Origin of the sequence: Bittarella massiliensis (ex Durand et al. 2017) (genome assembly GCF_017566145.1) — a bacterium.
GTDB classification, from domain to species: Bacteria; Bacillota; Clostridia; order Oscillospirales; family Ruminococcaceae; genus Bittarella; species Bittarella massiliensis_A.
In genome coordinates this window covers 231,132-243,411 of sequence record NZ_JABFCL010000001.1, presented here as the reverse complement: position 1 = coordinate 243,411, position 12,280 = coordinate 231,132, and the positions used below count along the sequence as shown (strand labels likewise).

The 12,280-nt window shown below is 63.0% G+C and carries 13 protein-coding genes; all 13 read left to right on the top strand.

Features of this window, described 5'->3' with window-relative positions:
- Positions 1-17: 17 nt before the first annotated feature.
- Entirely contained in the window at positions 18-1,046 is a 1,029-nt protein-coding gene (rlmN, locus tag HJY11_RS01210) for a 23S rRNA (adenine(2503)-C(2))-methyltransferase RlmN (RefSeq protein ID WP_208074257.1), read from the top strand.
- Positions 1,047-1,058: 12 nt separating this feature from the next.
- Complete coding sequence (locus HJY11_RS01205; protein ID WP_208074256.1) at positions 1,059-1,784, top strand: Stp1/IreP family PP2C-type Ser/Thr phosphatase; 726 nt, start codon at positions 1,059-1,061, stop codon at positions 1,782-1,784.
- A gap of 16 nt (positions 1,785-1,800) precedes the next feature.
- Positions 1,801-3,858, top strand: coding sequence for a Stk1 family PASTA domain-containing Ser/Thr kinase (pknB, locus tag HJY11_RS01200; protein WP_208074255.1), 2,058 nt, complete (start codon positions 1,801-1,803; stop codon positions 3,856-3,858).
- Position 3,859: 1 nt separating this feature from the next.
- On the top strand, positions 3,860-4,753 hold the full coding sequence (rsgA, locus tag HJY11_RS01195; RefSeq protein ID WP_208074254.1) for a ribosome small subunit-dependent GTPase A: 894 nt from the start codon (positions 3,860-3,862) through the stop codon (positions 4,751-4,753).
- Between the two features lie 65 nt (positions 4,754-4,818).
- Positions 4,819-5,445 carry a thiamine diphosphokinase gene (locus HJY11_RS01190; protein WP_208074253.1) on the top strand — a complete coding sequence of 209 codons (627 nt, stop codon included), beginning with the start codon at positions 4,819-4,821 and terminating at the stop codon, positions 5,443-5,445.
- Positions 5,446-5,502: 57 nt separating this feature from the next.
- Positions 5,503-5,646: a hypothetical protein gene (locus tag HJY11_RS01185; protein WP_208074252.1), complete on the top strand. Its 144-nt coding sequence runs from the start codon at positions 5,503-5,505 to the stop codon at positions 5,644-5,646.
- 289 nt (positions 5,647-5,935) lie between these two features.
- A complete protein-coding gene (pyrH, locus tag HJY11_RS01180) occupies positions 5,936-6,646 on the top strand; it encodes a UMP kinase (protein ID WP_208074251.1) in 711 nt (236 codons plus the stop codon).
- Positions 6,647-6,708: 62 nt separating this feature from the next.
- A complete protein-coding gene (gene frr / locus HJY11_RS01175; protein WP_208074250.1) occupies positions 6,709-7,263 on the top strand; it encodes a ribosome recycling factor in 555 nt (184 codons plus the stop codon).
- Positions 7,264-7,341: 78 nt separating this feature from the next.
- Positions 7,342-8,007, top strand: a complete 666-nt coding sequence (gene uppS, locus HJY11_RS01170) for a polyprenyl diphosphate synthase (RefSeq protein WP_243764121.1) — start codon at positions 7,342-7,344, stop codon at positions 8,005-8,007.
- A 2-nt stretch (positions 8,008-8,009) separates the two neighbouring features.
- Complete coding sequence (locus tag HJY11_RS01165) at positions 8,010-8,837, top strand: phosphatidate cytidylyltransferase (RefSeq protein WP_208074248.1); 828 nt, start codon at positions 8,010-8,012, stop codon at positions 8,835-8,837.
- A gap of 26 nt (positions 8,838-8,863) precedes the next feature.
- A complete protein-coding gene (locus HJY11_RS01160) occupies positions 8,864-10,015 on the top strand; it encodes a 1-deoxy-D-xylulose-5-phosphate reductoisomerase (protein WP_208074247.1) in 1,152 nt (383 codons plus the stop codon).
- A 45-nt stretch (positions 10,016-10,060) separates the two neighbouring features.
- Entirely contained in the window at positions 10,061-11,095 is a 1,035-nt protein-coding gene (locus HJY11_RS01155; protein WP_208074246.1) for a M50 family metallopeptidase, read from the top strand.
- Positions 11,096-11,167: 72 nt separating this feature from the next.
- Positions 11,168-12,217: a flavodoxin-dependent (E)-4-hydroxy-3-methylbut-2-enyl-diphosphate synthase gene (gene ispG / locus HJY11_RS01150; protein WP_208074245.1), complete on the top strand. Its 1,050-nt coding sequence runs from the start codon at positions 11,168-11,170 to the stop codon at positions 12,215-12,217.
- Positions 12,218-12,280 lie beyond the last annotated feature (63 nt).

Sequence of the window (12,280 nt, the reverse complement as noted above, 5' to 3'; positions counted from 1 at the left end):
GCGGAGGAGAATGGCCAATGACAGACATTCGCGGGCTCTCCCTGGGGGAGCTGGAGGAGCGCCTCACCCAGTGGGGACAGCCCCGGTACCGGGCGGGCCAGCTCTTTGACTGGCTGCACAAAAAGGGGGCGGACGCCTTTGCGGAGATGAAAAACCTCCCCGCCGCCCTGCGGGAGCAGTTGGCGGGGGAGTGCTTCATCGCCACCGCCGCCGTGGAGCGCAAGCTGGTCTCCCAGCTCGACGGCACGGTGAAGTACCTCTTTCGCCTGCGCGACGGCGAGATGGTGGAGGGGGTGGTGATGCGCTACAAGCACGGCCTCTCCATCTGCCTCTCCACCCAGGTGGGCTGCAAGATGGGCTGCTCCTTCTGCGCCTCCACCCTGGCGGGCTTTGTCCGCAGCCTCACCGCCGGGGAGATGCTGGCCCAAATCTACACCGCCTCCCGCGATCTGGGGGAGCGCATCGGCAACGTGGTGCTCATGGGCATCGGCGAGCCGCTGGACAACTACGAGCAGGTGCTGCGCTTCATCGCCAATGTCACCAGCCCCAAGGGAATCGACCTCTCGCCCCGGCACATTACCCTCTCCACCTGCGGCCTCTGCGACCAGATCCGCCGGCTGGCCGACGAGCAGCTGCCCATCACCCTCTCCATCAGCCTGCACGCCCCCTTCGACGAGATGCGGGACCGGCTGATGCCGGTCAACCGGCGTTACAACATCGCCCAGCTGCTGGACGCCTGCCGCTACTATGCCGAGAAGACCGGACGGCGGGTCTCCTTTGAGTACACCCTCATCGCCGGGGTCAACGACACCCCGGCCTGCGCCGACCGGCTGGCCCAACTCTGCCGGGGCTTTTTGAGCCACGTCAACCTGATCCCGGTCAACGCCGTGGAGGAGACCGGCTACACCCACGGCAGCGAGGGGGAGATTCGCGCCTTTCAGGAGCGGCTGGTCCGCCAGGGGGTCAACGCCACAGTGCGGCGGACCCTGGGGGCCGACATCTCCGCCGCCTGCGGTCAGCTGCGCAGACAAGAGCAGCACAACTAGGAGGAAAACGCCATGTTGCGAATTGTATCGAATACCGACAAAGGGCTGGTGCGCGACCAAAATCAGGACGCGGCCAAGTCCGGCGCCCTGGCGGACGGGACCATTTGGTCCTGCGTCTGCGACGGGATGGGCGGCGCTGTGGGGGGCAACATCGCCAGCCGGGTGGTGGTGGACTCCTTTGAGGAGTCGGCCGGTTCCCTCTCGGGCGAGTACAGCGCCGAGACGGTGAAAAACTTCCTCATTGCCGCCGTCAACCGGGCCAATGCCCTGGTCTGCCAGCGCATCGAGGAGGACCCCTCCCTGGCGGGGATGGGGACCACCGTGGTGGCCTGCGTGCTCAAGGGCGGGTTTGCCCACATCGCCCACGTGGGGGACAGCCGGGCCTACAAGCTGGGGCCCGGGGGGATCGTTCAGCTGACCAAGGACCACTCGATGGTGCAGGTGCTGGTGGAGCAGGGGCAGATCGCCCCAGAAGAGGCCAAGACCCACCCCAAGCGCAACATCATCACCCGGGCCGTCGGCATCGCCCGCAATGTGGATGTGGACTACGAGGAGGTCCCCCTGGAAGAGGGGGAGATGCTGCTGCTCTGCACCGACGGGATCAGCGGCCCGCTGGAGGACGAAGAGATGTTGCAGATTGTGCGCGAGACAGATTTTTTCCAGGCCACCGCCGCCCTCGTCGAGGCGGCCAACGCCCGGGGCGGCAGCGACAACGCCACCGCCGTGCTCATCGGTTAAAGGGGGAGAGAAGAGAATGGACAAGTACATTGGAAAACGGCTGGACGGCCGCTACTTGGTGGAGGAACTCATCGGCATCGGCGGGATGGCCAACGTCTACAAGGCCACCGATTTGCTGGAACACACCACCGTGGCCGTCAAAATCCTCAAGGACGAATTCGCCGAGAGCGACGAGTTCCTGCGCCGGTTCAAAAACGAATCCAAGGCCATCTCCCTGCTGTCGCACCCCAACATCGTCAAGGTCTTTGACGTGAGTTTCAGCGAGAAGGTCAACTACATCGTCATGGAGTACATCGACGGCATCACCCTCAAGGAGTACATCCAGCAAAAGGACGTCCTCCCCTGGAAGGATGCGGTCCACTTCATCACCCAGATCCTGCGGGCCCTGCAGCACGCCCACGATCGGGGCATCGTCCACCGGGACATCAAACCCCAAAACATCATGCTGCTGCCCGACGGCTCCCTCAAGGTGATGGATTTCGGCATCGCCCGCTTTGCCCGCAGCGAGAACCGCACCATCACCGATCGCGCCATCGGCTCGGTGCACTACATCAGCCCCGAGCAGGCCCGCGGCGACGAGACCGACGCCAAGGCCGACCTCTACTCGGCTGGGGTCATCCTCTTCGAGATGCTCACCGGCCAGCTGCCCTTTGAGGCGGACACCGCCGTGTCGGTGGCCATCAAGCAGATTTCCGACCTGCCGGTCTCCCCCCGCCAGCTCAACCCCGACATCCCCGAGGGGCTGGAGGAGATCACCCTCAAGGCCATGCAGAAGGATGTGGACCGGCGCTACCAGTCCGCCTCTGAGATGCTCTCGGACATCGAGGAGTTCAAGCGCAACCCCTCCATCAGCTTTCAGTACAAGTACTTTGTGGACTCCGAGCCCACCAAGTACGTGGACGCCATCAAGGAGGTGCGCGCCGAGCAGGAGGAGCCCGACCCCGAGAAAAAGGGCGCTAAGAAGAAAAAGAAGAAGGGGTTTTTCTCCATCTTCTACAAAGACGACGGCAGCCGCAACAACATGGCCATCCTCGCCGGGATCGCCAGCGCCTTTTTGGTGGCGGCCATGCTTCTCATCGGGGGGATGGCCATCTTCTCCACCGGCATCTTCGGCGGCCGGGTCGCCGCCCCCAACCTGGTGGGGATGAGCTTGGAGGACGCCAAGGCCAAGTACCCCGACTTCAAGTACAAGGAGGGGGACCCGGTCTTCAGTGACGAGATTGAGGCCGGGCTGATCGCCGAGCAGAGCCCCAAGGGCAACGCCCGAATGAAGAAAAACGGCACCATTGAGGTGCACCTGAGCCAGGGCCCCGAGGTGCTGGTGGTGCAGGATGTCTACGGGATGGAGGCCTCCGCCGCCGAGGCGGCGCTGCGCAAGCAGGGTCTCAAACCGATCATCGAGCACAAGAAGAGCGACAGCGTGCCGGTGAACTTTGTCATCGAGACCAGTCCTGCCAAGGGCACCGAGGTGCAGAAGGGGGATGAGGTCACCCTCTACGTCAGCCAGGACGAGGACGCCGAGGAGCAGGTGAAGGTGCCGCTGCTCTCGGGCACCGACAAGGCGGGCGCTGAGTCGGCTCTCAAGGGCGTCGGCCTCTCTTTGGGCAAGGTGACCGAGGTGGAGAGCGACAAGCCCAAGGGCATTGTGGTGGGACAGGACCCCGCCAGCGGCACCGAGGTGGACGCGGGGACCATCGTCAACATCGAGATCAGCAAGGGGCCGAAGGAGCCTGTAAAGGTTAGTTTTTCAATTCCTTTGCCGACACAAATTGATGATAGTGTGAATTTGACAATCTATATTGATGGTACTGAAAAGGTCAATAAAAATGTTTTGCCAAGCAAGGCTAAGAGCGAGCAAATGACAGTTTCCGGACTAGAAAGCGATATGCCAGTTACAGTTACAGTCAAAATAGATGGAAAGAACTATCAGGAGTATAAAGTAAATTTTGCGACTGGAAAGGCTGAACTGGTTCCAGGGAGTGACCATTCTGGTGACTTCAAACCCGCGCCCACCCCCTCCTCCAGCCAGTCGGCGGCCCAGGGCGGGAACGCCGGCGGAGAGGTGAAGGGGTAAGATGCCGAAGGGACTCATCTGCAAGGCCATCAGCGGGTTTTACTACGTCGAGAGCGGCGGCAAGACCTACGCCTGCCGGGCCAAGGGGGCCTTTCGCAACCAGCACATCAAGCCCCTGGTGGGGGACTGGGCCCTCTTTACCCCCGAGGGGGAAGGGGGCCGGGTGGAGGAGATCCTCCCCCGCAAAAACAGCTTCATCCGCCCCCCGGTGGCCAACATCGACCAGTTTTTCTTCGTGGTCAGCGCCTGCAGCCCGGCGCCCAACCTCTTTGTGCTCGACAAGCTGATCTCCATCGCCGAGTACAAGGGGGTGGAGCCGGTGATCGTCCTCACCAAGCTGGACATGGGGGATGCCGACCGCGTCGCCGCCATCTATCAAAAGGCGGGCTTCCCCGTCCTGGAGGCAGACTACCGCTCCGGCGACTGGCGCGCCCCGCTGGAGCGCTGTCTGCAGGGCAAGGTCTCGGCTTTCTGCGGCAACTCGGGGGTGGGCAAGTCCACCCTCATCAACCACCTGGGTTTCACCCCCGAGATCGAGACGGGGGAGATCAGCGACAAGCTGGGCCGGGGGCGGCACACCACCCGCCAGGTGGAACTCTACCCCCTGCCCTTTGGCGGCTACCTGGCCGACACCCCTGGCTTTTCCGACGTGCAGCTGCACCGGCAGGAGCAGATCATGAAGGAACAGCTGCCCTATACCTTCCGGGAGATGGTCCCCCATCTGGACGACTGCCAGTTCACCGGCTGTTCCCACACCTGCGAAAAGGGGTGCGCGGTGTTGGCGGCGGTGGCGGCGGGGGAGATTCCCCCCAGCCGCCACGAGAGCTACTGCGCCCTCTACGAGGCGGTCAAAGACATCGCCCCCTGGGAGCTGGAGGGCGGCAAAAAAACGTAATCTATCTGGGTTGGGGCCGCCGGGCGACGGCGGCCCCGACTGATGTGAGAGAGGAGAGAGAAGCGGTGAAAGAGCGCTGCGTGGTGGTGGGGGCGGCCCCCCTGGAGAGCGACCGGGTCCTGGGGCTGATCGACCCCAGCCAGGACTATGTCATCTGTGCTGACGGGGGGATCGACCACCTGCGCCGGGTGGGCCTGGCCCCCGACTTGGTGATGGGGGACTTGGACTCGGCCAGCAGTCCCCCGCAAGGGGTGGAGGTGGTGGTCTTTGACCCGGTGAAGGACGACACCGACACCCACATTGCCCTCAAGCAGGGGCTGGCCCTGGGCTACCGGGACTTCTTGCTGCTGGGCTGCACCGGCGGGCGGCTGGACCACACCCTGGCCAACCTGCAAAGCCTCTATTTCCTCAAGGGGCAGGGGGCCGACGGCTGCCTGCAAGACGACCGCCACCGCATCTTCTTTTTGTTGGAGGAGGAGCGGGAGATCGCCCGGGAGGACTACCGCTACCTCTCCTTCTTCGCCTATGGGGGGGAGGCGGCGGGGGTCACCCTGCAAGGGGTCAAATACCCCCTGCGCGAACACCTGTTGACCCCCGATTTCCCCCTGGGCGTCAGCAATGAGATCACCGGAAAAAGCTGCAAAGCAGCGGTCAAAAAGGGGTGTTTGCTGGCTGTTTTGGCCAGGGAGTGAACCCCCGCCGGCCCTTTTGTATATACTGGTACAACAGCGGAAAGGGCGGTGAGGCGGATGCGCGGCAGGAACAGGGTCATCAAACTCATGATGGTGACGTTGGGGGCGGGGCTGCTGCTGTCGTTTTGCCTCACCGCTGGCTCCGCCGTCATCGCCATCGCCCTGGTGCTCATTGCCTTGGGGTTGCTGATGCAGAATTGACAGGAGGTTTTTTTGATGCAGGTGGTCGTGATCAAGAGTTCCAAATTCATGTCGAAAATTCTGAAGAAGATTTTTAAGATCAAACCCGAGCAAAACTGAAGCGGGGAAGGCCTCTGCGGGGGCCTTCCCCCTTTTGCGGCCCCGGGGAGAGGGGACAAGCCCAGCCCCGCGGAGGGGCCCTGGGGCGGATGAAAAAGATTTGTGAATTGGACGCTTTCCCTTTACATTGATGCCGCAAATAGAGTAGAATATAGTTTGAAATATACTGGGTGGGAGTGTGTGAGAAGCAATGGAACTGAAGTACAAGAGAATCCTGTTAAAGCTGTCCGGCGAGGCGCTGGCAGGCGATAAAAAGATGGGGATCGACTACAACATCGTCACCGACATCTGCAAAAATATCAAGATGTGTACCGAACTGGGCTGCCAGGTGGCCATCGTCGTGGGCGGCGGCAACTTCTGGCGGGGCCGCTCCAGCGGCGAGATGGAGCGCACCCGGGCTGACCACATGGGAATGCTGGCCACCGTCATCAACGCCCTGGCCCTGGCCGACAGCCTGGAGCAGCAGGGGGTGCCGGTGCGGGTGCAGACGGCCCTGCCCATGCAGCAGGTGGCCGAGCCCTATATCCGCAACCGGGCGGTGCGCCACCTGGAAAAGGGGAGGGTGGTCATTCTGGCCTGCGGCACCGGCAACCCCTTCTTCTCCACCGACACCGCCGCCGCCCTGCGCGCCGCCGAGATCAACGCCGAGGTCATCTTCAAGGCCACCATGGTGGACGGGGTCTACGACAAAGACCCCAAAAAATACCCCGATGCCGTCCGCTTCGACCGGGTCTCTTTCTCCCGGGTGCTGGCCGACTCCCTGGGGGTCATGGACTCCACCGCCGCCTCCCTCTGCAAGGACAATCATCTCCCCATCCTGCTCTTTGATTTGAGCGATCCCTACAACATCGTCCGCGCCCTCTGCGGCGAGGACATTGGCACCCTCGTCAGCGAGGACTAGCGGCGAGAGATCCCACTGAAAATAACCGGGCGGCTTTGCCGCCCCACAGGAGGTAGCTTTTCATGAGAGAAGAGTATGCAGTTTACGAGAAGAAGATGGGCAAATCCATCAGCGTGATGGAGGGCGAATTTGCCGCCATCCGCGCCGGCCGCGCCAACCCCGCCGTTTTGGACAAGGTGACGGTGGACTACTACGGCGTGCCCACCCCCATCGCCCAGATGGCCGGGGTCTCGGTCCCCGACGCCCGCACCCTGCTGATCCAGCCCTGGGACGGCTCCATCCTCAAAGCCATTGAAAAGGCCATCCTCGCCAGCGACCTGGGCATCACCCCCAACAACGACGGCAAGGTCATCCGCATGGCCTTCCCCCCGCTGACCGAGGAGCGCCGCAAGGAGATCGTCAAGTCGGTCCACAAGCTGGCCGAGGAGTGCAAGGTCGCCATCCGCTCCATCCGCCGGGACGCCATCGACAAGTTCAAGGCCCAGAAGAAGGCGGGCGAGCTGTCCGAGGACGACCTGAAGGACCTGGAGAAGGGGATTCAAAAGCTCACCGACACCTACTGCGACAAGACCGAGGCCGCGGCCAAGGCCAAGGAAAAAGAGATCATGGAGATCTAGCCGGTGTTCTTTCAAAAGAAGAAGCGGCTTCTCGCGAAACCGGATTTTGACAACCTGCCCCAGCATATCGGCTTTATCATGGACGGCAACGGCCGCTGGGCCAAGCGGCGGGGGCTGCCCCGCTCTGCCGGTCACCGGGCCGGGGCCAAGACCTTTCGGGACATGGTCCGCTACTGCAAGGACATCGGCATCAAAAACATGACCGTCTACGCCTTCTCCACCGAGAACTGGAAGCGCCCCAAGGAGGAGGTGGAGGCCATTATGGACCTGTTGCGCAGCTACCTGAAAGACGCCTTTGACCACCGGGAAGAGGAGGTGCGCTGCCTGATTTTGGGGGACACCGCGCCCCTGGCGCCGGACATTGTCGCCCTCATCGAAAAGCTGGAGGACGAGAGCCGCGACTGTAAGCAGATGACCCTCAACATCGCCCTCAATTACGGCGGCCGGGCCGAGATCACCCACGCCGTGCGGGAACTGGCCGGCCAGGTGCAGCGGGGGGAACTCGCCCCCGAGGAGATCACCGAGGACGCCATCTCCGCGTGCCTCTACACCGCGGGCCAGCCCGACCCGGACTTGATCATCCGCCCCAGCGGGGAGTACCGGACCTCCAACTTCCTGCTCTGGCAATCGGCTTACAGCGAACTGGTGTTTATGGATGTGCTGTGGCCCGATTTCACCCGCCGCGATCTAGACCGCGCCATCCTGGAGTATCAGAACCGCGACAGAAGGTTTGGAGGGGTATAATTTTGGCAACCAGAATCATCAGCGCGGCAGTGGGCCTTGTCCTGCTGGCCATCGCCGTGCTCTTTTACGGCACCCTGGCCTTTAACGTCATCGTGCTGCTCATCACCCTCATCGCCCTGCACGAGATCTTTGGGGCGGTGAAGCTGCACAATAAATTTGGAATGTACGGCTGGTGCGCCCTCTTTGCGGCCTTCGTGCTGCTCTACGACAAAATGCCTCCCACCGGTGCCATCCATCTGACGGCAGGGCTCTTTATCTTCACGGCGGGGATGGCGGCCTTTGCGGTCTTTCACTTTGCAGACATCCCCTTTGCCAGCATTGCCATCGTCTACATGGAGACCATCGCCGTCCTCTTCGGCTTCTCCTCCACCCTGCTGATGCGCAGTGTCTTTCCCCAGGACGGGCTCTTCTACCTGATTGTCGCCCTGGGCTGCGGGTGGCTGGCCGACACCGGGGCCTATTTCTCAGGCCGGCTCTTCGGCAAGCACAAGCTAGCCCCCAACGTCAGCCCCCACAAGACGGTGGAGGGATCGCTGGGCGGCCTGCTCACCAACGTGCTGGCCCTCTGCCTCATCGCCTGGGGCTACCACCGCTTTTTGGGCGGCGGCCCCATCTCTTACCCCCACCTGATCGCGGTGGCCATCGTGGGCGCACTGGCGGGGATGCTGGGGGACCTGGTGGCCTCCAGCCTCAAGCGGCAGCAGGGCATCAAGGACTACGGCACCATCATGCCCGGGCACGGGGGGGTTATGGATCGCTTTGACAGCGTCATCTTCACCCTGCCCACCGTGCTGCTGCTCTCCTACTATCTGCCCATCGTCCTGCGATAGGGCGTCGGCGAAAGGAAGGCTTGTTCATGTGCGCTAAAAAAGTAACGGTACTGGGATCCACCGGTTCCATCGGCACCCAGGCCCTGGATGTCATTGAAAAAAACGGTTATGAAGTGGTTGGCCTTTCGGCCAACTCTTCTGTTTTACAGCTGGAAAATCAGGTGCGCCAGTTCCGCCCTCCCTTCGCCTGCATGGTGGACGAGAAGAGCGCGCGCGCCCTGCGCGACGCCCTGCGGGACACCGGTACCAAGGTTCTGGCGGGGGTGGACGGACTCTGCGAACTGGCCGCCCGGGAAGAGGCCGACGTGGTCCTCAACGCAGTGGTGGGGATGGTGGGGCTGCGCCCCACCCTGGCCGCCATCGAGGCGGGCAAGCCGGTGGCCCTGGCCAACAAGGAGACCCTGGTCGCCGGCGGCAAGCTGGTGACCGAGGCCGCCCGGGTCAAGGGGGTCCCCATCCTCCCGGTGGACAGCGAGCACTCGGCCATCTTTCAGTGCCTGCAGGACCAGCATTCGGCAAAGGCCCTGAAAAAGGTCATCCTCACCGCCTCGGGCGGCCCCTTTTTCGGCAGGAGCCGGGAGGAGCTGGCAAAGGTGAGCATCGAGGACGCCCTCAACCATCCCAACTGGTCCATGGGGGCCAAGATCACGGTGGATTCCGCCACCTTGATGAACAAGGGGCTGGAGCTCATCGAGGCGGCCTGGCTCTTTGACAAGACTCCGGACGAAATAGAGATCGTCGTCCACCGGGAGAGCGTCATTCACTCCCTGGTGGAGTTTGAGGACCACTCGGTGCTGGCCCAGCTGGGGGTGCCGGACATGCGCATCCCCATCCAGTACGCCCTGACCTACCCGGAGCGGCTTCCGTCCCCTGTAAAGGAACTCTCCTTGACAGATTATCCGACCCTCCACTTCGCCAAGCCCGACATCGAGACCTTCACCTGCCTGAAGACCTGCATCGAAGCGGCCCGGCGGGGCGGCCTTGCCCCCTGCGCCATCAGCGGCGCCAACGAGGAGGCGGTGGCCCTTTTCCTGGAGGGGAAGATCGGCTTTTTGGAGATTGGCGAGCTGGTGCGGGGGGCCATGAATACTGTGCCCCGCGCAGACGTATATTCTTTAGAGGATGTGCTGCAGACAGACGCACAGGCGCGGGCCTATGTCCGCGCGCAGGCGAGGTAGCCAAAGGCGGCTTGCGGCCCTCGCTTATCAGTTGGAAGGTGAACTATGAACATCGTTTTTTCGATCCTCTTGGCAGTCCTGATGTTCGGGCTGATCATCATGATCCACGAGTTGGGGCATTTCATCACCGCCAAACTCGGGGGGATCAAGGTCAACGAATTTGCCATCGGCATGGGGCCGACCCTCCTCAAGCGGCAGAAGGGGGAGACCACCTATGCCCTGCGTGCAGTCCCCATTGGCGGTTTCGTGGCCATGGAGGGGGAGGACGAGGACAGCTCCGACGAGCGGGCCTTCTCCCGCCGCCCGGTGTGGATTCGCATTCTGGTGGTCATCGCCGGGGCCCTGATGAACCTGGTGCTGGGCTTTGCCATCCTCATCGTCCTCACCTCGACCTCCAAGCTGGTGCCCACCACCACGGTGGCCAAGTTTGACGAGACCTCCCTCAGCGCCCAGTCGGGGCTGCAGGTGGGGGATGAGGTGCTCTCCATCAACGGTCGGCGCATCTATATCGCCAACGACATCGACTTTGAGTTGATGCGGGACAAGGACGGCTATGTGGACATGACCGTTCTGCGAGATGGTGAAAAGGTCACCCTCACCGGGGTGCAGTTTGCCCTGGCACAGGACGAAGGCGGCAACCAGTTTATCAGCCGCGACTTCTGGGTGCTGGGGGTTCCCAAGACGGTGGGTGGGGTTCTCAAGGAGTCGGCCCTCAAAACCGTCTCCATCGGGAAGATGGTCTGGGTCTCCTTGCTCGACCTCGTCACCGGCAACGTGCCCATCTCCCAGGTGGCCGGGCCGGTGGGGACGGTGGACATCATCAACCAGGCGGTGAGCATGGGCTGGGAGACCACCCTCAACATGTTGGCGCTGTTGACCATCAACGTGGGCATCTTCAACCTGTTGCCCATCCCGGCGCTGGACGGGGGACGGCTGGTCTTCCTCCTCATCGAGGCGATCCGCCGCAAACCCATCAAGGCCAAGTACGAGGGCTTTGTCCACGCGGCGGGTTTTTTGCTCCTCATCGGCTTTATGCTTTTTGTGACGTACAGTGACATCACCCGAATATTTGCCCGCTGACCGGCGGGTGACCACAGCTGCGGGGACCAAAGCCGGCCCCGCACCAACTTTACATAGAAGAGGGACAAGCTCATGGAGAGAAAGAAGACCCGCACCCTGCAGATCGGATCGGTCAAAATCGGCGGCGGCGAGGAGATCGCCGTCCAGTCGATGCTCTGCGCCCCAGCGGGGGACGTGGAGGCCAATATAGAGCAGGCCAAGCGCCTCTTTGCGGCGGGGTGCGACATCATCCGGGTCGCCATCCCCGACCGGGAGTCGGTGCGGCTCATCGGCGCCATCAAGGCGGCGGTGCCCACCCCTTTGGTGGCGGACATCCACTTTGACTACCGGCTGGCCCTGGCGGCGGTGGAGGCGGGGGTGGACAAGGTCCGCATCAACCCCGGCAACATCGGCGGCAGGGAGCGGGTGCAGGCGGTGGCCGATGCCTGTAAGGCCCGCGGCGTCCCCATCCGCATCGGGGTCAACGGCGGCTCCCTGGAAAAGGAGATTTTGCAAAAGTATGGCGCCCCCACCGCCCCCGCGCTGGTGGAGAGCGCCCTCTACCACATCTCCCTGCTGGAGGAGTGCGGCTTTGAGGATATTGCCATCTCCCTCAAGTCCTCCAGCGTCCCCACCATGATCGAGGCCTACCGGCTGATGGCCCAGCGCTGTGACTACCCCCTCCATCTGGGGGTCACCGAGGCGGGGACCGAGCGGATGGGGCTCATCAAGTCGGCCGCCGGCATCGGCTCCCTCCTCTGCGACGGCATCGGCGACACCATCCGCGTCTCCCTCACCGACGACCCGGTGAAGGAGGTGCGGGCCGCCCGGGACATCCTCAAGGCCTTGGGCATCGGCAAGCAGGGGGTGCGGGTGGTCTCCTGTCCCACCTGCGGGCGCACCCAGATCGACCTGATCTCCCTCGCCAAAGAGGTGGACCGCCTGGTGGAGGGGATGGAGAAGGAGATCACCGTGGCGGTGATGGGCTGCGCGGTCAACGGCCCCGGCGAAGCCAGAGAGGCCGACATCGGCGTGGCCGGGGGAGATGGCTGCGGTCTTCTTTTCCGCAAGGGAGAGATTCTCCGCAAGGTGCCGGAGGACCAGATCCTCCCGGCCCTGATGGAGGAGATTGAGCGACTGTGATAACCGGGCGGCGGGCTCTCTGGCCCTCCGCCCTTTGTGAAGCAAAAACCGGCCCTGCGCGCT

Excerpts from the sequence above, each read along its gene's own strand:
- HJY11_RS01205 (WP_208074256.1), top strand. The coding sequence starts at position 1,059 with ATGTTGCGAATTGTATCGAATACCGACAAAGGGCTGGTGCGCGACCAA.
- uppS (WP_243764121.1), top strand. The coding sequence starts at position 7,342 with ATGGACGGCAACGGCCGCTGGGCCAAGCGGCGGGGGCTGCCCCGCTCT.
- pyrH (WP_208074251.1), top strand. The coding sequence starts at position 5,936 with ATGGAACTGAAGTACAAGAGAATCCTGTTAAAGCTGTCCGGCGAGGCG.
- frr (WP_208074250.1), top strand. The coding sequence starts at position 6,709 with ATGAGAGAAGAGTATGCAGTTTACGAGAAGAAGATGGGCAAATCCATC.
- HJY11_RS01160 (WP_208074247.1), top strand. The coding sequence starts at position 8,864 with ATGTGCGCTAAAAAAGTAACGGTACTGGGATCCACCGGTTCCATCGGC.
- HJY11_RS01155 (WP_208074246.1), top strand. The coding sequence starts at position 10,061 with ATGAACATCGTTTTTTCGATCCTCTTGGCAGTCCTGATGTTCGGGCTG.
- HJY11_RS01185 (WP_208074252.1), top strand. The coding sequence starts at position 5,503 with ATGCGCGGCAGGAACAGGGTCATCAAACTCATGATGGTGACGTTGGGG.
- rsgA (WP_208074254.1), top strand. The coding sequence starts at position 3,860 with ATGCCGAAGGGACTCATCTGCAAGGCCATCAGCGGGTTTTACTACGTC.
- ispG (WP_208074245.1), top strand. The coding sequence starts at position 11,168 with ATGGAGAGAAAGAAGACCCGCACCCTGCAGATCGGATCGGTCAAAATC.
- rlmN (WP_208074257.1), top strand. The coding sequence starts at position 18 with ATGACAGACATTCGCGGGCTCTCCCTGGGGGAGCTGGAGGAGCGCCTC.
- pknB (WP_208074255.1), top strand. The coding sequence starts at position 1,801 with ATGGACAAGTACATTGGAAAACGGCTGGACGGCCGCTACTTGGTGGAG.